The organism is Aureibaculum flavum, from assembly GCF_016406085.1.
GTDB classification, from domain to species: domain Bacteria; phylum Bacteroidota; class Bacteroidia; order Flavobacteriales; family Flavobacteriaceae; genus Aureibaculum; species Aureibaculum flavum.
The window spans coordinates 1-23,190 of sequence record NZ_JAEHFJ010000009.1 but is presented as its reverse complement, the minus strand read 5'-3'; the positions used below and the strand labels follow the sequence as shown (position 1 = coordinate 23,190).

At 32.3% G+C, this 23,190-nt stretch carries 21 protein-coding genes; 12 read left to right on the top strand and 9 right to left on the bottom strand.

Going from position 1 to position 23,190, the window contains the following annotated elements:
* Positions 1-168 precede the first annotated feature (168 nt).
* The 8 genes from JBL43_RS15900 to JBL43_RS15865 all read left to right on the top strand — a co-directional run bounded on the left by JBL43_RS15900 (position 169) and on the right by JBL43_RS15865 (position 10,126).
* On the top strand, positions 169-990 hold the full coding sequence (locus tag JBL43_RS15900; RefSeq protein ID WP_198842398.1) for a CHRD domain-containing protein: 822 nt from the start codon (positions 169-171) through the stop codon (positions 988-990).
* Between the two features lie 116 nt (positions 991-1,106).
* Positions 1,107-2,759, top strand: a complete 1,653-nt coding sequence (locus JBL43_RS15895) for an N-acyl-D-amino-acid deacylase family protein (RefSeq protein WP_198842397.1) — start codon at positions 1,107-1,109, stop codon at positions 2,757-2,759.
* A gap of 21 nt (positions 2,760-2,780) precedes the next feature.
* The gene (locus JBL43_RS15890) at positions 2,781-3,689 is read left to right on the top strand and encodes a serine hydrolase (protein WP_198842396.1); all 909 of its coding nucleotides are present in this window, start codon (positions 2,781-2,783) and stop codon (positions 3,687-3,689) included.
* A 42-nt stretch (positions 3,690-3,731) separates the two neighbouring features.
* Complete coding sequence (locus tag JBL43_RS15885) at positions 3,732-5,906, top strand: acylase (protein ID WP_198842395.1); 2,175 nt, start codon at positions 3,732-3,734, stop codon at positions 5,904-5,906.
* Positions 5,907-5,978: 72 nt separating this feature from the next.
* Positions 5,979-6,593 (top strand): transposase, encoded by a 615-nt coding sequence (locus tag JBL43_RS15880; RefSeq protein WP_198842394.1) that lies wholly within the window; start codon positions 5,979-5,981, stop codon positions 6,591-6,593.
* Entirely contained in the window at positions 6,574-8,229 is a 1,656-nt protein-coding gene (locus tag JBL43_RS15875; protein WP_198842393.1) for an N-acyl-D-amino-acid deacylase family protein, read from the top strand. Before JBL43_RS15880 ends, JBL43_RS15875 begins: the two co-directional genes overlap by 20 nt.
* 59 nt (positions 8,230-8,288) lie before the next feature.
* Entirely contained in the window at positions 8,289-9,146 is an 858-nt protein-coding gene (locus JBL43_RS15870; protein WP_198842392.1) for a CE1 family esterase, read from the top strand.
* Positions 9,147-9,169: 23 nt separating this feature from the next.
* Positions 9,170-10,126 (top strand): DUF4240 domain-containing protein, encoded by a 957-nt coding sequence (locus tag JBL43_RS15865; RefSeq protein ID WP_198842391.1) that lies wholly within the window; start codon positions 9,170-9,172, stop codon positions 10,124-10,126.
* 10 nt (positions 10,127-10,136) lie between these two features.
* Here JBL43_RS15865 and JBL43_RS15860 read toward each other — a convergent pair whose 3' ends face one another.
* From JBL43_RS15860 to tpx, 8 genes are all read right to left on the bottom strand, one after another.
* Entirely contained in the window at positions 10,137-10,949 is an 813-nt protein-coding gene (locus JBL43_RS15860; protein ID WP_198842390.1) for a purine-nucleoside phosphorylase, read from the bottom strand.
* The gene (gene lpxK, locus JBL43_RS15855; protein WP_198842389.1) at positions 10,921-11,964 is read right to left on the bottom strand and encodes a tetraacyldisaccharide 4'-kinase; all 1,044 of its coding nucleotides are present in this window, start codon (positions 11,962-11,964) and stop codon (positions 10,921-10,923) included. Before lpxK ends, JBL43_RS15860 begins: the two co-directional genes overlap by 29 nt.
* Positions 11,965-11,980: 16 nt before the next feature.
* The gene (gene ribB / locus JBL43_RS15850; RefSeq protein WP_198842531.1) at positions 11,981-13,126 is read right to left on the bottom strand and encodes a 3,4-dihydroxy-2-butanone-4-phosphate synthase; all 1,146 of its coding nucleotides are present in this window, start codon (positions 13,124-13,126) and stop codon (positions 11,981-11,983) included.
* A gap of 7 nt (positions 13,127-13,133) precedes the next feature.
* Complete coding sequence (locus JBL43_RS15845) at positions 13,134-14,570, bottom strand: LptF/LptG family permease (RefSeq protein WP_198842388.1); 1,437 nt, start codon at positions 14,568-14,570, stop codon at positions 13,134-13,136.
* Between the two features lie 149 nt (positions 14,571-14,719).
* Positions 14,720-15,361 carry an outer membrane lipoprotein periplasmic chaperone LolA1 gene (lolA1, locus tag JBL43_RS15840; protein ID WP_198842387.1) on the bottom strand — a complete coding sequence of 214 codons (642 nt, stop codon included), beginning with the start codon at positions 15,359-15,361 and terminating at the stop codon, positions 14,720-14,722.
* A gap of 39 nt (positions 15,362-15,400) precedes the next feature.
* The gene (locus tag JBL43_RS15835) at positions 15,401-17,803 is read right to left on the bottom strand and encodes a DNA translocase FtsK (RefSeq protein ID WP_198842386.1); all 2,403 of its coding nucleotides are present in this window, start codon (positions 17,801-17,803) and stop codon (positions 15,401-15,403) included.
* 121 nt (positions 17,804-17,924) lie between these two features.
* On the bottom strand, positions 17,925-18,296 hold the full coding sequence (locus tag JBL43_RS15830) for a diacylglycerol kinase (protein WP_198842385.1): 372 nt from the start codon (positions 18,294-18,296) through the stop codon (positions 17,925-17,927).
* Positions 18,297-18,400: 104 nt separating this feature from the next.
* Entirely contained in the window at positions 18,401-18,904 is a 504-nt protein-coding gene (gene tpx, locus JBL43_RS15825; RefSeq protein ID WP_117884288.1) for a thiol peroxidase, read from the bottom strand.
* Between the two features lie 190 nt (positions 18,905-19,094).
* Between tpx and JBL43_RS15820 the strand changes: the two genes are divergently transcribed.
* From JBL43_RS15820 to JBL43_RS15805, 4 genes are all read left to right on the top strand, one after another.
* A complete protein-coding gene (locus JBL43_RS15820) occupies positions 19,095-19,799 on the top strand; it encodes a hypothetical protein (RefSeq protein WP_198842384.1) in 705 nt (234 codons plus the stop codon).
* 106 nt (positions 19,800-19,905) lie between these two features.
* Positions 19,906-20,316 carry a hypothetical protein gene (locus tag JBL43_RS15815; RefSeq protein WP_198842383.1) on the top strand — a complete coding sequence of 137 codons (411 nt, stop codon included), beginning with the start codon at positions 19,906-19,908 and terminating at the stop codon, positions 20,314-20,316.
* Positions 20,317-20,338: 22 nt separating this feature from the next.
* Positions 20,339-21,076: a zinc-dependent peptidase gene (locus JBL43_RS15810; protein WP_262896273.1), complete on the top strand. Its 738-nt coding sequence runs from the start codon at positions 20,339-20,341 to the stop codon at positions 21,074-21,076.
* 112 nt (positions 21,077-21,188) lie between these two features.
* The gene (locus tag JBL43_RS15805) at positions 21,189-21,860 is read left to right on the top strand and encodes a hypothetical protein (RefSeq protein WP_198842381.1); all 672 of its coding nucleotides are present in this window, start codon (positions 21,189-21,191) and stop codon (positions 21,858-21,860) included.
* Here JBL43_RS15805 and JBL43_RS15800 read toward each other — a convergent pair.
* Positions 21,785-22,852: a DUF3829 domain-containing protein gene (locus JBL43_RS15800; protein ID WP_198842380.1), complete on the bottom strand. Its 1,068-nt coding sequence runs from the start codon at positions 22,850-22,852 to the stop codon at positions 21,785-21,787. The two genes, JBL43_RS15805 and JBL43_RS15800, sit on opposite strands and share 76 nt — an antisense overlap.
* Positions 22,853-23,190: the final 338 nt, after the last annotated feature.

Here is a 23,190-nt window from a genome sequence, read left to right as displayed (position 1 = left end):
TATTGGAAATACGTCAAATAAACTTCTCATTTATAGCGTATTTTATATTTGTAAAAAAATAATTCATTTTTATACACAACCCTTCAGTAACTAATGCATCATTACTAAGGTCGGAACTAGCCGAAAAAAGACTCAAAACTGAAGTAGGTAAAACTTAACTATATCTCAATGAAAAAAGCACTTTTATTAATATGTTGTATGGCTTTAATTGGTGTTACAACAAGTTGCAATGACACTGATGATTCAGGACTATCAATTATTGCGTCAGGAAATATTAACTTAACTACAGAAAATGAAATTCCAATTGTCGAAAACAGAGAAGAAACTGGAACATTTTTATTGGTTTTAAATTCAGAAAATCAAATTGAATTTTCAATTGTAGTCAATAATCTTTCATCGAGCGATGAATTGACAGTGGCACACTTGCATACTGGCGATCCTGTTTCTACTGGTGCACCGGCTATTTCCTTAGTAAATGGTACTGATATTGTGTTTCAAGGCAATGAAGCCACTGGAATTGTACAATTAACTGAGGCTCAAGTGGAAACACTACTTGGCGATGACGTGTATGTTAATGTCCATTCAACTGAAAACCCAAATGGATTGGTTCGCGGTCAATTAGACCAAGTAATTGATGAAGCCTATAATGTAATGTTATCCCCAACCAACGAAATTCCATCCATCACAGATAGAAACGATAGCGGAACTGCAATTTTCAGAATTGTAGGAGACAAAGTTTATTATAATGTATCAGTTATGGATTTGCAAGCGGGAGATGCTATTACTGCTGGTCATATTCATAGCGGAGATGCTAATGTAAACGGTGACGTTCAAATTAACCTTGAGTTGACTGACGATACACAGTTGGGAGTGACAAAAACCATGATATTAGATGCCGATATGCTTTCTACATTAAAAACTGATGCTCTTTACGTTAATGTGCACTCAACTGATTATGCTGGAGGTTTAATGCGTGGACAAATAAGATAATATAGTATTTTTATACTGAAGAAAAGACTGTCAGAAATGATAGTCTTTTTTTTTACCCTCAATTTCCATAATAATTGTAACTTCGTTAATCTTAAACCTAAACTACGCTCTTACAGATGAATATACTAAAAATAACTGTGATTTTTTTCTGCTCTTTGTCTATCTCAAGTTGCACAAAGCAACCTGAATTTGACATTCTTATACTAAATGGTAAAATAGTCGATGGCTCTGGAGAATCTGCAGTTAACGCCGACATAGGCATTAACGCAGATACCATTGCCGCCATAGGTGATTTAAAAAATAAAACGGCTAAGCAAGAAATTGATGCACAAGGATTAGTTATTGCTCCTGGCTTTATAAATATGTTAAGTTGGGCCTCAGCTGCATTAAATACAGACGGAAGATCTCTTGGTGATATAAAGCAAGGTGTTACCCTTGAAGTTTTTGGAGAAGGCACTTCCATGGGACCAACAAAGAAAGTAGATACAGTCAATAATACCATAGAATGGATTTCTTTAAGTGACAAATTAAATGCCTTGGTTGATAAGGGAGTTTCTCCCAATATTGCTTCTTTTATCGGTGCCACTACCTTGCGTATTAATACTGTGGGTTATGAAGATAGAGCTCCTACAGAAGAAGAATTAGACTCCATGAAAATAATGGTAATACAAGCGATGGAAGAAGGTGCCATGGGTATCGGTTCTTCATTGATTTATGCTCCTGCCTTTTACTCATCCACCGAAGAATTAATTGAAATCTCTAAAGTTGCTGCAAAATATGATGGGTTGTATACCTCCCATATTCGAAGCGAAGGAAATAAACTTTTAGAGAGTATCAATGAGCTACTTCGTATTGCTAAAGAAGCAAACATTAGAGCTGAAATTTACCATTTAAAAATGAGTGGAAAAGACAACTGGTACAAATTTGATAACGTTGTCTCCAAGATTGATTCCGCCAGAAAAGCAGGGTTAACCATAACCGCCAACATGTACAGTTATATTGCAGGTTCAACAGGTCTAGATGCAGCTATGCCACCTTGGGTTCAAGAAGGTGGTTATAAGAAATGGGCAGAACGTTTGCAAGACCCTAAAATTCGTAAAAAAGTATTGCAAGATATGCGTAAACCTGCCATCGAATGGGAAAGCTTAATGCAAGCTGCTGGCTCTGCGGATAAAATGATATTGGCTGGTTTCAACAATGATAGTCTTAGATATTTAACCGGAAAAACCTTAGCTGAGGTCGCTAAAATGAGAAATACTTCACCAGAAGAAACCGCAATGGATTTGGTAGTACAAAACGGAAGCGATGTAAGCACTGTATACTTTATGATGTCTGAAGAAAATGTAAAAAAACAAGTGGCTCTACCTTGGATGAGTTTTTGTTCTGATGCTGGCTCTTATGCGGCAGAAGGTGACTTTTTAAAATACAGTACACATCCTCGTGCTTACGGAAATTTCGCAAGAGTAATAGGTAAATATACCAGAGATGAAAAAGTTATCTCTTTAGAGGAAGCCATCCGAAAACTAACTTCATTACCTGCTTCTAATCTTAAAATTAAACAACGTGGTAGCCTTAAGGTGGGTAATTATGCCGACATTGTTGTTTTTGATTTCGATAAAGTTCAAGATCATGCCACTTTTGAAAAACCACATCAATATGCAAGTGGAATGGTGCATGTTTTTGTAAACGGTATACAAGTGTTAAAAGGAGGTGAACATACCAATAAAAAACCAGGAAGAGTTGTGCACGGTCCTGGTTATATCAAATAAACTTCTAATATTTCATTTATTATGACTTTCAAAAATTTATTTACAACAAGTTTATGTATACTTTTCTTAGTTTCATTTAGCTCTTGTAAAAAGGAAGTATCCAAAAAAGATAATTTAATAACCAGCATCCAATCTCAAATTGATTCCATAGACGGCTCTGTAGCCGTAGCTTTTTACAATCTAGCAGAACCAAAAGACAGTCTATTCATAAATGTTGATGAAAAATTTCATGCGGCCAGTACCATGAAAGTTCCTGTAATGATTGAACTTTTTAAACAAGCCGCTGAAGGAAAGCTAAATCTAAATGATTCTATACTTTTAAAAAATGAATTTAAAAGTATTGTTGACAGTAGTTTGTATAGTATGGATATCAGTGTAGATAGTGACGATGTTATCTACAACAAAATTAACACAAAAGTTGCTATTAAAGACTTAATGTACAGTATGATAACCGTAAGTAGTAATTTAGCTACCAACGTTCTAATTGAATTGGTAAATGCTCAAAAAGTAACCGCAACCATGCGAAAACTAGGAGCTAAAAACATAGAAGTATTGCGAGGTGTTGAAGATCAAAAAGCATACGATAAAGGCTTAAGCAATTCCACAACAGCCAGAGATTTAATGATTATAATGAAATCCATTGCTAATGAAAAAGCAGGTGCCCCAAAAGATTGTGCTGCAATGCTTACTATTTTAAAGGACCAAAAGTTTAATGATATGATTCCTTTGTATTTACCTAAAAATGTAAAAGTTGCACATAAAACAGGTTCTATAACTGGTGTTCATCATGATGCGGGAATTGTATATTTATCTGATGGTAATCCATATGTATTGGTGATCCTATCTAAAGATTTAAGAGATTTTGACAAAACAACCGAACAGTTGGCAAAAATTTCTAAGACCATTTATGACTATGTGATTTCTAATTAAAATAACTACATTTACTACCATACGCTAAAATAAAAACTCACAATGAATAAACTTTCCATCCTCCTTTTACTGCTTTTTATAGGTTGTAAACAGTCTCCCAAAGTTTCAGAAGAAGTACAACGTTGGCAAAAACAAGCTGTAACTGTTGAAATTATCCGTGACAATTTTGGGGTACCACATATTTATGGAAAAACGGATGCTGATGCTGTTTTTGGCCTATTATATGCTCAGTGTGAAGATGATTTTAACCGAGTGGAACAAAATTATATTTGGGCTACAGGTCGCTTGGCAGAAGTTGAAGGCGAAGAAGCTTTATATAGTGATTTACGTGCAAAATTATATATGACCAAAGATGAAGCCATTGCTAACTATGAAAAAAGTCCGGAGTGGTTAAAAAAGTTATGTAACGCTTTTGCGGATGGAATCAATTATTATTTATTTACTCATCCTGAAGTTACACCGAGATTATTAACCCGTTTTGAACCTTGGATGCCCATGTATTTTAGTGAAGGCTCGATTGGTGGCGATATTGAAGGTATTTCAACTAAAAAAATTGGAGCGTTTTATGGAAACGAAAATGCCACTGATGAGATTGCATTTAATGAAACTGAAGAACCTTTCTTAGAAAAAGAACCAGCAGGGTCTAACGGTTTTGCCATTTCAGGTAAGCGTACAGCATCTGGTAATGCTATGTTATTAATTAACCCACATACTTCATTCTTTTTTCGCGGTGAAGTTCATATGGTTAGTGAAGAAGGTTTAAATGCTTATGGTGCCGTTACTTGGGGTCAGTTTTTTATCTATCAAGGTTTCAACGAAAAAACAGGATGGATGCACACCTCAACCTATACCGATATTAAAGATGAATTTTTAGAAGACGTTACTAAAACAGATAATGGTTATACCTATACATATGGAGATGAACAACGTCCTGTTAAAGAGCTTGAAGTAGCGTTGAAATATAAGGTTGGCGATTCGTTAACGGAGAAAAAATTCAACATGTTTAGAACACATCGCGGTCCAATAACACATGCCATTGATTCTAATTGGGTAACAACCGCCATTATGTGGGATCCCGTAAAAGCTTTAGAACAATCCTTTACGCGTACCAAATTAAATGGACATCAAGAGTTTAGAGAAATGATGAATATTCGTACCAATTCTTCTAACAATACAGTCTATGCCGATGCTGGTGGAAATATTGCGTATTATCATGGGAATTTTATTCCAAAGCGTAATGTAAAATTTGATTATACCAATCCTGTCGATGGTAGTGATCCTGAAACCGATTGGAACGGGTTACATACTGTTGATGAAAATATTACGGTGATAAATCCTGAAGTGGGTTGGATTCAAAATTGTAACTCAACTCCTTTTACAAGTGCGGGAGAGAATAGTCCTAAAATAGAAGATTATCCAAATTACATGTCCAAAAATCGCGAGAATTTCAGAGGTGTACATGCAATCCGATTATTAGAAAAAAGTAAGGATTTAACGATTGATAAACTGATAACCATGGCTTACGATCCTTATTTGCCAGCTTTCGAAATTTCTATACCAGGTTTGATTCAAGCTTATGACAAATCTTCACCAAAAGACCCTGAACTTACAGAAGCCATTGATGTACTACGAAAATGGGATTTTTCTGTTTCCAAAGAAAGCGTTGCCATGTCTTTGGCTCATTTTTATGGTCAATTTTATCTCCGTGAAGGTAATTTTCCTAATGGATTGAATGAAATGGAAAAAGTTGCTTTTATGGGAACAAAATCTCCTAAAGCTGAAAAATTAACTATGTTGAAGAAAAGTATTTCTCATCTTACCAATGATTTTGGATCATGGAACACTCCTTGGGGTGAAATTAATAGATACCAACGTCTAAATGGTGACATTGATCAAAAATTTGATGATGATGCACCAAGTATTGCTGTTGGCTTAGCGACTTCTAGATGGGGAGCATTAGCTGCATTCGGAATGCGTTCTAGACAAAAAACAAAACGTATTTATGGTACTAGAGGAAACAGTTTTGTGGCTGTAGTTGAATTTGGAGATAAGGTAAAAGCAAAATCGATGTTGGCGGGTGGACAAAGTGGAGACCCAGACTCTCCTCATTTTGACGATCAAGCTCAACGCTATGCTGACGTTGAATTTAAAAATGTACCCTATTACCGTGAAGATGTAGAAGCAAGAGCTGAAAAAACATATCATCCCGGAGAGTAAATACATGGCAATGCAACGCTTACATATTATCAATGCATCGTAATGTTTACAACATAACTAAAGAACCTGAAATTGACAGACAAATTCAAAAATAAATATAGAACAAAATCCATAAGGCTACAAAATTGGGATTACAGATGGAGTTCATCATATTTTATAACTATAATTACTCAAAAGCGATGTCATTTTTTCGGTAATAATCCAAAAGACGAAATGAATCTATCAGAAATAGGAAAATTAGCAAATGATTATTGGATTGAAATACCCAAACATTTTCCATTTATCGAATTAGGGGCTTATGTTATTATGCCAAATCATATGCACGGAATTATAACAATTAATAACATGGATACGTTGCATTCCCAAAAGCCAATAACAACCATACAACCAAATGTTATAGATTTTTTAAAACAAGGCAAAGCTTCAATCTCAAATAACCCAGAAATTGAAGGCATTGATAAAAGTTCAAAAATGTCAAATATTTCGCCAAAGCAAGGGTCAATTTCAACAATTATTCGTTCTTACAAATCCATTGTTACAAAAAGTGCAAGAAAGATAAATTCAAGTTTTGGTTGGCAGGCACGATTTCATGACAATATTATAAGAAATAAAAAAGCATATTATAAAATTGAAAACTACATTATCAATAATCCAAAAAAATGGAATAATGACAAATTTAATGGATAAAAAAAACGTTACTACAAACCAAATCCGCCATAACATCGGCAAAAACGTTGCAATGCAACGTTTCAACAAAAAAACAACGCAATTAGTTATAGGCATTGGATTAATTCTATTGACAGCATGTAATAACAGGCAATCCAAAACGACATCGCAAACCGAAATAAAACCAACTATCGTTCAACCAAATATTGATTCTGTAGCTATCGCCATAATCAACGGAAAAATTATAGATGGAACCGGAAAACAAGCATATAATGCTAACATTTACATAAATGCAGATAGTATTGTTTATATAGGAAATCTTACGAATTCTGAATTAAAAATTGGACAAACTATTGATGCTAAAGGAAAAAATGTGAGTCCTGGTTTTATAGATCTACATGCTCATGGCAACCCGTTAAGCACACCTGATTTTGAGAACTTTTTAGCCATGGGCGTTACTACTATAACCTTAGGTCAAGATGGTTCAAGTGCCAATGTTAGAGATTTAAAACCGTATTTAGATAAGGTTAATCAACAAAATTTAGGCGTTAATATTGTTGAATTTGTCGGTCATGGAACGTTGCGGAATTTAGCGGGTATTGGCGTAAAGTCAAAAATTACAGAGGCGGAATTAGAAAAATTAAAGGAAATACTGAAAGAGCAGTTACAATATACATTTGGACTTTCTTCTGGATTAGAATATGCACCTGGTTTATATGCCGAAGAAAGTGAATTAATTGCCTTAGCTGAAATAGTGGGCAATGAAAACAAGATGATTATGAGCCATATGCGTAATGAAGATGATGATGCCGTAATAGAATCTATTAAAGAGTTAAGCAGACAAGGATCAAATGCACGTGTACATATTTCACATTTAAAATCAGTGTATGGTAAAGGTACAGCACGAGCCAATGAAATTTTAGATACCATTAAAAAAATTAGAAAATCAGGAATTCAATTAACTGCCGATATGTATCCGTATATGGCAAGTTATACAGGCATTGCAATTGTTTTTCCTGATTGGTCTAAAACACCTCAACAATTTGAAATCGCTAAAAAAACGAGAAGAAAAGAGCTGGAAGAATTTATTAGAAACAAAGTGAATTTACGAAATGGACCAGAAGCAACGTTGTTAGGCTCTGCTCCTTATACGGGAAAAACATTAGCAGAGGCAGCTGCTTCAAAAAACAAACCTTTTGAACAGTTTTTAATTGATGATTTAGGTCCACAAGGTTCCTCTGGGGCTTATTTTGTAATGAATAAAGAATTACAAGAAGCCTTTTTAAAAGACCCGATTATTGGTATTTGTTCAGATGGTAGTAAAACAGGACATCACCCGCGTGGGCATGGTACTTTTGCTAAAACAATTGAAACCTATGTGGTAAAAGACAGTATTTTAAGCCTAGAAGAAGCAGTACGTAAAATGACTTCGTATGCCGCTGAAATTTTACAACTAGAAAAACGTGGTACGCTAGCTATCGGTAACAAAGCAGACATTCTTATTTTTGATTCAAAAAACATAAAAGCCCAAGCGGATTATGTGAATCCACATCAATTAGCAAAAGGATTTGAAAAAGTATTGGTTAACGGAAAATTGGTAAGAAATAATGAGAAATTAATGAGTGAGTTAAGTGGTGAGGTCTTGTTTCCTGAGTAACTTCCTTAAATTCAGTATATTTGTTTGTATTTTACCATTGATTTAAATCATTGATGAAAATGAGAAATTTGAAACCTAACTTACTTAGTATTATCATAATGGTTTCTCTATTAATGTCTTCATGTACAAATACCGTTAAGGATTCAACTTTTTATCATGACAATTTAGAAAGAACATATGTGCTCTATAAACCGATAAACGTACCAGAAAACGCACCGTTAGTTTTTGTACTCCATAGTTACGGTCGATATGCGAATGAACATATGCAAAGCTTACAATTAAATAGTCTGGCAGAGACTAACAAATTTGTAGTTTGTTATCCACAAGGAACGCTAGATGTAAATACCGGAAAACCGTATTGGACAGGTGGTTTGTCAAATAGTTCAATTGATGATGTTGGCTACTTAACGGAGCTAGCGAAGTATCTACAGACTAAATATAATCTAGATTCAAATAGAACTTTTGTTTGCGGTATTTCTAATGGTGGTTTTATGAGCTATGCATTGGCCTGTGAATCTCCAGACGTTTTTAAAGCGATGGCTTCTGTTACAGGTACTATGACTGGTCACTTATGGAAAAACAGAAACGCAATAAAATTGCCAATACCGATACTACAAATATCTGGAATGAAGGATGATGTTGTACCTATTGATGGTAGTATGTCAATAGAATATGGATGGGGAGGAGCTCCACATATGGATAGCATAATGAATTATTGGAGCAGATTTAATCAATGTAAGGAAACTGATACCCTCTTTATATCAAAAGTTATAAACGCATACCATTATAAAAATGGCATACACGGAAACGAGGTTTGGTACTATAAATTAAATAATTTCGGCCACGACTTGCCCACATTAGATAATTCTGGCCTTGCTAGTAATGAATTAATATGGGATTTTTTTAGTAAATATTAAAAAAACAATTCTAATTATAAAAAATGAAAGTAAAAGAAGGAGATATATTTATAGCAAAACTAGAACGAGATTTTTTTGGAGCATTTAAAATACTTCAAATAAATAAACTTAAAAACTTTGGAGAAGATGATAAGTTACTAGTTGGTGTTTTAGATTTTGTTTCAAAAAACAAGCCCCAATTACCTGAATTAAAAGATTGTACACTACTATACCAAGAAAAGTTCTCACAAAATTATTGGAATGTAAAATTCTTATCTTCTGATTCTAAATATAATGAACTCGATAAATATGAATATTTAGGAAATTTACCTATCAATGATTTTGAGAAAAGTATCCCATTTAAACTAGGTGACAAAAGCGAATATCATATAGGATTAGCTGGCTCTATGCATTCAAATTACCCAAATCAAGCATTTTTAGAATGGAGATGGAGAAACGAACGAGAAGCCTACGAAAAAGAATTTAAAGAGCGTAAAGAAGCTTCAAGAATAGCACAAGAGGCATATCGTAAAAGAAAGATGAAACCTAAAAAAATGATTGATGATATCCTATTTTGGGAAATTATAAGTAAAATAGATTGGACAAAAGAAGGTGACGAAGAAAGAATGCATCCTGCTATCGATTTCTTAGCTAAAAGAAAAGTCTCAGAAATAAAACAATTTCAGGAAAACTTTAGCTTTAAACTTTATTTATTAGATACGAAAGAACATGCGAAAAACATAGGAGAAGAATCTTATGTAGATAAAGATTCTTTTTTTTCAGTGGATTATTTTTTATATGTCCGCTGCTGTGTTGTAGCAAACGGCAAAACCTATTATGAAGATGCTCTTAACAATCCGGTAGAAATGCCTAAAAACTTGGATTTCGAAGCTTTATTGTACCTAGCACAAGAAGCCTATGAGCAAAAAATGAACAAAGAATTAAATTACGAAACAGGCTGTGATTACGAAACATTCTCTAACATTAAAGGTTGGGAGTAAAAGCTTCTGTCTATTGCAACTCTACAAATTTCTCTACCAATAAGCTCAAAGTTTTTCCCGCTTTCTTTGCCACATCTTGAACTTCTTCATGCGAAACGGCAACTACCTGACCTTCTACCCCTAAATCTGTAACTATAGATACGCCAAGGCAATGCATCCCCATATGTTTGGCTACGATTACTTCAGGTACGGTGCTCATTCCAACAGCATCTGCTCCCATTAATTTCACCATTTTATATTCTGCTGGAGTTTCGAAGGTTGGACCTTGTAAACCTAAATAAACACCTTCTTGCAAAGTGATGTCTTCTTTTAAAGCAACCTCTTTAAGCTTCGCTATCATTTTTAAACTATATGCCTCGTGCATATCTACAAAGCGTTGACCAAAACGATCATCATTCTGTCCACGCAAAGGATGCTCTGGCATCATATTTATATGATCTTTGATAATCATAATATCACCAACTTTATAATTGGAGTTCACTCCTCCAGAGGCATTTGAAAGTATTAAGTTTTCAATACCCAAATATTTCAATACTCGAATTGGAAAAACGACCTCTTGCATAGACCAACCTTCATAATAATGAAATCTTCCTTGCATGGCAATTACCTTTTTACCTGCCAAGGTTCCATATATTAAAAATCCAGAGTGCCCAGGTGTTGTAGATCTAGAAAAATGAGGAATTTCTGAATAGGATAGTTTTTGTTCAACTGATATACTATCAACCAAACCTCCCAATCCCGAACCTAAAACAATTCCGAAATCTGCATTTAAAAATCCTTTTTCCTTTAAAAAGCTAACTGTTTCTTGTACTTTGTTCCACATAATCTGTAATAATCCTATTAAAATCTCCTTGATGCTCTATAAAACTGGTCTCAATGGGTAAGTAATACACCTCAAATTTGGTATCTATAAAACTCCTGACATAATCTTTTTCAGTAGTTAAAATTATTTTCTTATCCGATTGAATACCTTCAAACGTAGTGCTTATTTTTTGAATATCCTTCTCTGTAAAATTGTAATGATCTGCAAACTTTAAGTGCTGAACATTAACCTTTTTCAAATTTAAAAAATCAAGTAACGGTTCCGTTTTCGCAATCCCCGTAACTAATAACACCTTGTACAAAGATAAAGTATCTAAAGTAATTGTAGCCGTTTTTGAAATGATAGTCTCGCTATATTTAATCCTAGAAAAAAAAACCGTTTGATGAACCTTTGCTTTTAATTTTTTAGTGATTTCGAATTGTTCCGTTTCATTTAATTCAGAGGGACATTTGGTAACCACAATCAATTTTGCACGTTCCGCCCCACGCACCTTTTCTCTTAGATTACCTGTGGGTAACATTTTATCATCAACATACAAATCGTTATACGGAGTTAGTAAAACATTTAGACCTGCTTCTACTTTTCTGTGCTGAAAAGCGTCGTCTAATAAAATGACATCGGGCTTATCTTCGTATTGCGTTAATTGTTGAATGCCATGCACTCTATTTGCATCTACTGCAACAATAACCTTTGAGAATTTCTTATAATACTGTAGTGGCTCGTCCCCTATTTCAGATGCGGTACTTTTTGTACTTGCAATAATAAATCCTTTAGTACTTCTTTTATACCCTCTACTTAATATTGCAACCTTATATGTATCTTGTAATAGTCGCACTAAATATTCCACTTGCGGTGTTTTTCCAGTACCTCCTACACTTAAATTACCAACAACAATTGTTGGAATATCAAACTGTGTTGATTTTAGAATTCCTTTATCATAAAAAATATTTCTTGCGGATGTAATCTCCCCGTATACTAAAGAAAAAGGATATAATAATTTTCGCAAGAAACTCATAATTAACAAGTAATAATTAATACCCTACATTTTCAACAATTTCTAAACCATAACCAATAATTCCTACTCGTTTTTTAATTTGATCATCATTAGATATTATTCTTAATTTAGAAATACCTATATCATGTAGAATTTGTGCACCAATACCAAAATCTTTAGTATCAGGTTTAATTTTTGGTACTCTAGTTGTATTGTCTTCTTGTACATCTTTAATCATGTTTAACCTACTCAATAAGTTAAAAGATTGATTTTCTTGGTTTATAAAAACAATTGCCCCTTTACCTTCATCATTAATCATTTTAAACATGCGGCTAAACATATCATCTGGCTTACTTGTTAATAATCTAATAATATCATTATTAATTAATGTTGAGTTTACGCGAACCAATACAGGCTCATTTTCATCCCAGTTTCCTTTCGTTAATGCCAAATGTACTTGACTATTTGTAGTTTGTTTATAAGCTCTAAGCCTGAACTCACCAAAACGTGTTTTTAAAGGGAAATCTTCTACTTTTTCAATTAAAGAATCGTGAAGCATTCGATAGGCAACTAAATCTTCAATTGAAATAATTTTTAAATCAAATTTCTTAGCAACTTTCAATAATTGAGGCAATCTTGCCATTGACCCGTCTTCATTTAAAATTTCAACGAGTATACCAGCCGGTTTTAAACCTGCTAACCTTGCCAAATCCACAGCAGCTTCTGTATGTCCAGTTCTTCTTAAAACCCCTCCATTTTTAGCTCTTAACGGGAAAATATGCCCTGGTCTACCCAAATCGTGAGGTTTTATATCATCCTTAACTAAAGCTTTTATCGTTTTCGCTCTATCATGAACAGAGATACCTGTGGTACAACCGTCTCCAATTAAGTCAACTGAAACTGTAAATGGCGTTTGATGCAAAACAGTATTATCTTGAACCATCATCTCTAAACCTAACTCCTCACATCTACTACCAATAATTGGAGCACAAATTAACCCTCTTCCTTCAGCGGACATAAAGTTAATCATTTCAGGAGTAACCATTTCTGCAGCCGCAATAAAATCACCTTCATTTTCACGATCTTCATCATCAACTACGATAATTACCTTTCCTTTTTTAATATCAGCAATTGCCTCTTTTATCGAATTCAATTGCACTTTATTTTCTTGTGTTGAAATCATCACTTAATTATTTTTTATCTTTACTATTAAAGAGATTTTTAAAAAAATTGGTAATTGGATTTAAAAATGTATCTAAATTAAAAATACCTTTTTCTTTGGTAGCTCTTACCATTAAGAAAATACCAAAAGGTAATAATATAATTGTAGCCATCCAACCTCCTAATGGAGCCGTTACCGTACTTGCCCATGCCATATTTCTACCTAATGTAGAAATAAAGAAATAGATTACAAAGATTAAAATTGCCATTATCATTGGAAACCCAAACCCTCCTTTACGGATAATTGAACCCAAAGGAGCTCCAATAAAAAACAATACTAAACAAGCGAAAGAAAATGCCAATCTTCTGTGGTATTCCGTATCATAAACATTTAAAAACTTACGTTTGTTTTTTAAAACACTATTAAACCCGTCAATATCATCTATAGTATTTTTAGAAAGCTCAACAGCATTATTAAATAATTGTCCTTTACCTTCATCGTCAAAATTCTCTAAAACATTTTTATTTAGTTTAGAAAAATCAGTGGTATCCTTGGCCATATCTTTTATACCCGCTCTAACCATAAAAACTTTTGCTTTAGACGCTATATAATCATCATAGGGTACTTTCAACGAGTCAGAATAATAGTTGAGTTGCTTTAAACTCAGCATTTCTCTATCTTGTTTATAATCTTTAGAGTCTACATTACTCATATCCTCTATATCTATATTAATCAGAGCTTCTGTAAAAGTTGTTTTGGTACCTGGTAATGCTGCCCCATTTTTATAATCTGGTCTCTTTTCTGGTAACTCTTCGTAACGATGTCCATTTTTTAAAATAAGCGTCATATACTTACTTCCTTTCTCCGTTGTAATTTCTCCAGTTTCTGCTGTAATTACTTTTACATTGGGTTGATTCTGATCCAAATCAGTATAAATGAGAACATTTTTAAGAAGGTTATCATCTTCACCATACTTTTCATCAAATTTTATACTATACCCCGGAATTTCATCATTAAAAGTACCTGGTATTAAGGCCAGTGCAGGTTCCGTTTTTTTCAAATCGGATAACATGTTTTTAAATTTAAAAGCAGCCCTAGGAAAGGCATAGTTTAAAAATAAAAAATTTAAACCACTTAATACAACCATAAGGATTACAAGCGGTCTAATAAAGCGTTGTAGAGAAATACCAGCAGATTTTACCGCCGCAAATTCATAATTTTCTGCCAATGATCCCAATGCCATAATTGAAGATAGCAAAATAGCAATGGGTAACGCCAATGGAATTTGCATTTGAGCGATATAACCCAAAAACTGAATAATATGACCAATGCCAATACCTTTTCCAGCAATTTTGTCGAACTGTAACCAAAGTACTTGCATTACAAGTACAAACAGTATGATAAAAAAGGTTGCTAAAAAAGGTACTAAAAAACTTTTAAGTATGTATCTATTTAAGATCTTCACATAAAATGTTTTACTGAATTACAAAAGTAAAGCTTAATTGGGAATAACACATGCGAAACATCGGCGTACTTATAAACTTATATAAATTCTAATTTTTCACGAACTATAAGCAATGAAAAATTCTAATTAATTCTAGTTAAAAAAGAATCTTAAAGATCATTTATAATGTAATTTTCATATTTAGATTTATCAAAAGTAAAAAGTGTTTTTGAAATTGCCTGATTTGTTTTAAATTCAGAAACAGTTAATGTTGTAACTGTTCCGTTATTTCCTGTTTCAATCAATTTATAAATATGATTTGTATTAATATCAACACCTAATAAGATTTGTTTTATATCAGAATTACTATCAATAGGTATTAATTTTACATATTGTATTTTTCTACCACTCATGTTTTGTAAAATGTCCCATTTATAATTGAATCCATTTTTATAAAATGTAAAGAATTTTGAAGGTGTAATTGTGCCTTCTTCATTATCTTCAGCATCAGAAATGTTCACTTCTTCATCTTCTGTAATAATAGTGTAGGTTTTTTTTCCATCAAAAAATTGATTGGTCCCTAAAAAATTAACATTGTATAAATCACCTTTCATTGTTACATCACCCCTTGTTTCTTGATGTACCTTTTCCTTTGTATTGTCTAAGTTATACTTAAACTGAACATAAATATTTTCATATTTACTAATTTTATTCGAAACATCATCCAATAACTTTTTTGCTTTTGCATCATCTTGTGCAAATGCAAATGAAATACTTAAAATTAATATAACGGTTGTAATTATCTTTCTCATTTTATTATAATCTTATCTATTTAAATCTTTTTTTTTAGCCTATAGCCCTTTTTCGTCCTTTAGTAATTGTTCTAGAGCTAAAATATCTGCCACTAAAACTTGTCTCGCCTTACTTCCTTCAAATTTACCTACAATACCTGCGGCCTCTAATTGATCTATGATCCGCCCCGCTCTATTGTAACCTAATTTCAATTTTCTTTGTAATAAAGAAGCTGAACCTTGTTGTGCATTTACAATAACATGACACGCATCTTCAAACAATTCATCTCTATCTGACATGTCTATATCAATACCTGTGCCACTTTCTTCACCAACATACTCAGGTAACAAATGTGCACTGGCATATGCTCTTTGCGAACCTATAAAATCAGTTATTCTATCTACTTCTGGAGTATCTACAAAAGCACATTGTAATCTTGTAACTTCATTACCTGTAGAGATTAACATATCTCCTTTACCAATCAATTGATCTGCTCCTTGAGCATCTAAAATAGTTCTAGAATCTATTTTAGAAGTTACTCTAAAGGCTACCCGAACTGGGAAATTCGCTTTAATGATACCGGTAATAACATTTACTGATGGTCTTTGCGTTGCCACAATCAAATGAATACCAACTGCCCTTGCCAACTGTGCCAAACGAGCAATAGGTGTTTCAACCTCTTTACCTGCTGTCATAATTAAATCTGCAAACTCATCAATTACCAATACAATATAGGGTAAGAACGCATGTCCATTTTCAGGATTTAATTTTCTTGTCTTAAACTTTACGTTATATTCTTTGATATTTCTTACATATGCATCCTTAAGCATATCGTAGCGATTATCCATCTCAATACACAACGAATTCAATGTATGAATAACTTTAGTGGTATCCGTAATAATCGCATCTTCACTGTCTGGTAATTTGGCTAAATAATGACGCTCTATTTTATTAAACAGGGTCAATTCTACTTTTTTGGGATCTACCAATACAAACTTAACCTCTGCTGGATGTTTTTTATACAGTAAAGAAGTTAATACCGCATTTAAACCAACTGATTTACCTTGCCCTGTTGCACCCGCCATTAGCAAGTGAGGCATTTTGGCTAAATCTATTACAAAAGTTTCATTCGAAATTGTTTTACCTAACGCCAATGGTAATTCCATTTTAGAAGTTTGAAATTTCTGCGTTGATAAAACTGATTTCATCGATACAATAGTCGAATTTTTATTTGGAACCTCAATTCCAATTGTTCCTTTACCAGGAATTGGTGCAACAATACGAATACCTAAAGCGGCCAATGACAAAGCGATGTCATCTTCTAAATTTTTAATTTTAGAAATTCTTACTCCAGCTTCTGGAACAATTTCATATAAGGTAACTGTAGGCCCAATAGTGGCTTTAATATTTGCAATACCAATTTTATAATTATTTAAAGTCTCAACAATTTTGTCCTTATTGGCCTCTAGTTCTTCTTGGTCAATGGTTATATTCTCATTGCCATAATCCTTTAATAAGTCTAAGCTTGGAAATTTAAATTCTGAAAGTTCTAAAGTTGGGTCAAACTCACCAAAGTCATCTACTAATTTATTGGAAAGACTTTCTACCAAATGATCTTCTTCAAATGATTTTTCAACTTCAATTTTCACCTCTTCATGTACAGTAGGAGTAACTTCCAACTTATTAGGTGCTATTTTGACCTCTTCCTTAACCACTATTTTAGGTTCTTGTTTTTGAACAGGATCTACTTTCTTTTTCGTTACTTTTAATTCTAATTCCGAAAGTGGTTTTTCAGGAATCGTTTCTGCGATATAGCCTTCATCTGTTATATCATCGATACCAACACTTTTAGAAGTTTTTATAATCCTTTTCGGAAGCTTTTCCTTTAAACTTTCTGGTGTTACTTTAAATTTAGAAATTACATAGGCCAAGGCAGTAAAAAGTAAAATTAAGAAAATACCTATTTTACCAATAAAATCGATGAGATAATCGTTAAGTTCAAAACCGATAACACCAGATAACAGAGCGTTTTTCGGAAAAAAGAATCCTACTGCAACCGCCAACCAAATCATAAATACAACTCCCCAGAACCATGCCGTTCTCATCGCCTTAAACGAAATATTAAATAAGATATAAAGCCCAGAGAAAAACATTAAAAAAGGAAGAATAAATGCGGAAATACCAAAACCTTTATAAATAAAAAAGTGGCTAATATTCGCACCAATCTTTCCCAATAAGTTTCGGGTCTCTGCCAAGCGATCAGAAAATAAATGCAATTGACTTTGATCTGCCTTCCAAGTATTAAAAAAGGATAGAAAAGATACGAGTAAGAAGATACCAAAAAGTGCTAAGAAAATACCAAAAACAAGGTGTGTTTGTTTACTCTTAAAAAAACTAACAATACCGTTTTTTTTCTTGGTCTTTGATGCTGTTTTAGTTGTAGTCTTTTTCTTTTTTGCCATTTGTAGTTAAATAGTCTGTAGTCTTTGATTATAAGCACATTAACTTAAACAAAAATTGATTGAGCTAATTGAGCGACAAAAGTACACAAAATAATAGAGTTATTAATTTTGTTGCTAAAGTTTAAGAAAACTTTGGAATATAAATTATTAAACCAATAATTACGGCTATAATTGCAGCAAAGGTTGCTGCTCCAGCAGAAATATCTTTTATAAACCCTATCCTTTTATGATAGTCTGGATGTACAAAATCGGAAAGCTTTTCAATTCCTGTATTTAAGGACTCCGCAACTAAAACCATTCCTATAGCCAACAGTTGAAACATCCATTCAGTAGCAGAAATTTGCATTACAAATCCAAAAATGGTTATTAATACTGCAATAGAAAACTGCACCATTATACTATGTTCTGTAGTAATCAGTAAAAAGGCCCCTCTTAGAGCAAATTTCAAACTCCTTAGCCTGCCCTTTAAAAAACTATCGTTTGGATTTTTCATTGGATACATATTTCTACATCAATATAAAGTTTCGCCTAAACACAAAGGGTATACTGATTTTATGTGTAGGCGAAAATTATTTTTGATACTAATAATATAAATTATTAGCTATGTAAAGCTTCTAATGCTGCCTTATAATTTGGTTCGTCAACTATTTCTGGTACTTGCTCTTCATATATTACCTTACCTGATGCATCCAAAATAATAACAGCTCTTGAATGTAAATGAGCTAAAGGTCCATCAGAAATTGTTAATCCATAGTCCTTACCAAAATCACCTGTGGCAAAATCCGATAAATTAATTACATTTTCAATTCCTTCAGCACCACAAAAGCGTGCTTGTGCAAAAGGTAAATCTCTTGAAATACATAAAACTTTTGTATTCTTTAATTCTGATGCTTCCTTATTAAAATGTCTTACTGATGCTGCACATGTGCCTGTATCAACGCTTGGAAAAATATTTAATATTACATTAGAACCTTTATAATCTGATAAAGTAGATTCTGACAAATCCGTTTTTACCAACTTAAAATCAGGAGCTTGTGCTCCAACTTTTGGTAATTCACCTGTTGTGTGTATACTATTTCCTTTTAAAGTTATTGCTGCCATAATTATTGTTTTATCTTTTTCCAAAAATACATTAAAAATTAAATAATTTTGACCTTTCCTAAGGTTTTAAATGACATTACTACAAGTATTAATTAATTTTTAACAAAATTACGGATAATTTTTATCTACTTTTGGCAACTAATGTAGCCGATAATCTAATCTTCGGTATAACTATTGATATAAAGTAGTAATGTATCTAAATCGTTTTATACAACCTCTCTTTTGCCTAATCCTATTTATAGGAAGTGGCTGTCAATTAATTGCACAACTAGATTCTGTTCCAAGAAAAACAATTCTTTTAATAAATGATAATCAGAAAGTATTAAAAACAATCGATTTATCTATTTTGGACACTTCTGAAAAAGAATCCATTTTTAATGTCGAAAAAAAGCCTTATTTACTAGGGTTTAAGTCAAATGTTGATAAATATTTTAATCCTCCTGAAATTTCAAAGAAAAAAGTCTCTAATTTTATGACGAGTACTGGACCAGAAGAAGATGAAGATGATATACTCACAAAAAAATACTTTAACGGAAAAGATGTTAGTAACGTAAAACGTTCTAGCGACTTTAGTTTAGGAACCTTGCATAGTAGTTCTAATACAGTTAGAATTGAAGTGAGAGACCATAGTCTAGTTGATGGAGATAGAATACGTGTTTTCTTAAATGAGAAAATGTTAAAATCTAGTGTAAGTTTAAAGGGACTCTATTACATTATTAATATTGACCTTATAAAAGGTTATAATCGAATAGACATTGAAGCCCTTAATGAAGGTTTTTCTGGACCTAATACGGCAGAAATTAGAATCTTCGACGAAAAAGGATATTTACTATCTGAAAAAGATTGGAATATTAGAATGGGACAAATAGCAACATTGGGTGTTGTAAAGGAATAAAAAACACTATGCACCTATGGTAGTATAGTTATAAAAAATTTAATATAAATTATTAAATAATCTAACCAACTATTTATTAATATAATAATTAAAATAAACCTAGGTCATGACCGAAAAGCACCAACTATTAACCGACCAACAATTTGAGCAGCAATTCGAAAATTGCACTTTACCACCAGTACTTGTAACCTATGAAGCCCATTTAAGATTGGCATATATTCATGTAAAAAAACATGGCATAAAAAAGGCAGCAATTACCCTTTACTCACAACTTACTGCTTTTAACACTAATTTTGGTAACATTCTAATTGTTAGCAAAGCATCTATTAAATCTTTTGTCAAATTAATTAGCGATTTTATATCAAAAACAGCCACTACTAGTTTTAGAGAATTGATGTTAGAATTTCCAGATTTAAAAACACATTTTCTCACTTTATTAGGTCAACCTAATCAAACAGAAAACAACTTTGAAGAAACAGAAACTAGGAATGATATAGCTGGATTTAGTTCTTTATAATTCTACTAATTTCTAGATTAACTTGAAACTAATTTACAAATCGCTTAGTTACCTTTTTAAATCATCTACAAAAGACGAGTGTCATAATATATTAATGAATTCTAATATTTATTATGAAGGTTTGTCTCAGAAAAAGAAAGAAACCTTTCTTGTTAGAACCTTAATTTTTCGCTTTAGAACTAATTTCGACTCTAAACCTGATTTTATATTGACGCAAAAAATGAAAACTATTATTTCAAGTGCTTTTGCTCAAATAACATTTGGATTAAACATGCATACCTTATCCAAATTCAATCATGTATTTATTACTCCTTCATCATATACTTATAAGCATAATAATGTGCTTTTAGATGGCGATGTAAACTTGCGTACAAAACGTGTTAACATGTCATGGCCTACCGTCAAAAAAGGGTTTGAAATAAATGATGATGCATTAAATTTGGCCATTCATGAGTTTGGTCATTGTTTGATTTTTGAAAATACTGCAAGGTCTTATCCGAGTAGAATTTTTAAAGAAAGTGCTTTTGAAAAATGGAAAAAACATGCCCATTTCAAGTATTTGAAAATAAAAAATAAAGAAAATGTAGTTTTAAGAGATTATGCTGGAAGTAATTTAATTGAACTCTTTTCTGTTTCATTAGAAACATTTTTTGAAAAACCGCATCATTTTTATGATAATGAACCTGAGTTATTTTTAAGTATGGTTATGTTGTTAAATCAAGACCCTAGAAATAGACCAAACCCATTAAATTTAAGATAATAGTATAGCCATTCACATTTATTAATGACTCAATATTCTTTAAAACCATTCATTTACACTATCTGAAAGTTCACTGCGTTATTTAATAACGTCATAAGAAGCTTACTAATAAATGAAAAGTATTTCCAATTTTATTTTCAATCTTTCTTCAAAAAAATTAGCCATTTTAGTGGTGATACTTCCTGTGATATTAATGATTCTATACACAACTCTTTCAGTAATATATCAAAATATAGAGACTTCTGGTAACACTATTCAAAATTTTATTTCAACGTTAACTATAACCACTAATTATCTCTTTTTAATTCCCGTTTTAATTATAACAATTTGGTTAAAAGAAGCTGTACTGTCTGTAGATCAAAAGGATTTAGGTATTCCATTGAAATGGTTTCGTATTGCATATCTGTTTTTCTTGTTTTATATAATTTTTAATATCGGCCTATCTTATGTTCCCCTAATAAAAGAAGATTTAAGATATGTTTTTTATGCTCTATCCGAGTGGGTTAATAGTGTTGGGCTCTTAATTTCGTATCCCGTAATTTGCCATTATGCAGCAAGAGCAATCTATATTAAAAAAGCTAATGACACACCAACAATTACAAAAACTATAGGCTATACCCTACTGCTTATATTTATGCCGGTCAGTATTCCTTTTGCACATCATTACTTTAGCTCTATAAGATCAGAAAACCGTCAATTGGTGCTAATTTATTTAATTGCACTTGGTATTTTAACACTATTGGCAATTTTGTTTTTCGTACTCGCTATTATAGGGTTGGTATAAGCTTTATCTGATTTATAATCCTTAAAAGAATCCGTTAATTTTTCACAGGAAAGCAATACCGCTTCTATTGAGCCATTTACAGAACTAGCAGCAATTTTATTTTCATTTAGCTTTTTCAATTCGTCTTTAGAGAACTTCTTCTTATCATTTTTACGTTGAATAAGTTCATTAAAAGAGTGATTCAATTGTTCTAAATTTGAATAATAAACTGTAGTATTATGGTTGAATTGCTTGAGATCAGATTGCTTTAATTCCGTTAACTTGTTAAAAGTAGTTTCAATTTTGTTATGTAAACTGGCAAGTTTTTCTACTTTTAAATCATTATAAGTACTAGAACTAAGTAAGGTGTTTAAATTATCCACATCCTTTTTACCAACTATTGCTAAATACTCAACTTCTAATCCTGCTTCATTCAAGGAATACAAATATTCGTTTTCTAAACTTTTAGCTATTTTTTTGCTTTTTATTCTTAAAATACTATCTGCTTTTTTAAATTTAGAATAGATATCTATTGTTAGCTTATGTAATACAACTGCCTGATCATATTTATCTTTTTTATATTCCTTCTTCGTAAAATAAGACTTACAGCTATTAATGGTTACCGCAAAAGCTCTTGCATTTATTTTATAAGATCTTATCAATGGATTTAGCTCTTTCAAAACGGGTAAAGTAATAGCACTATCTAAAAGCTTTAAAGAATGAATTTGAGAATCGTCAATTTGAGAAAAATTAACAATTTTATCTAATTCCATTTTATCAGGATTACTACCAAACAAACTGACATAATCATTGTAAACTTCAAACGCTCTAACCGAATAATTAGCAAAGCTTTTATCAATAGAAGCAATTTTTATTAATTTTTGATCATAAGCTGATGGTTTCTTGATAGAAATGCTATTTACTTGATTACTCAAATTTTCATCAGCGTTATTATTACAAGCATAAAATACAATTGAAAAAAGGGAGAGTACAATTATTCTTTTTAGTGTCATGGTATAGTCTTTATAGTTTAAATGATTTCAATCACAAAACTAAAGGAGCTAACACTACATAACACCCCTGTATTAAGGGTTTTTAGGATAAGGTAATCCGTAAGGACAAATTACCAAAGAATAAAAAAAAAGCTTCTTAAAAGCAAAAAAACCCAAAGCAAAATGCTTTGGGTTTTTATTATTAAATTTCTGTCCCGTCCTGAAATAGCGATGCACTAAAACTATAGTGTAATGAAAACAATAGCAAAGACGGGTTACGTAAAGCGTAGCCAAAAAGATTATTCGCTTTCTTTCAAGCTTCAGTTGGTTGAAGAAATTGAATCTGGCCAACTTAATAG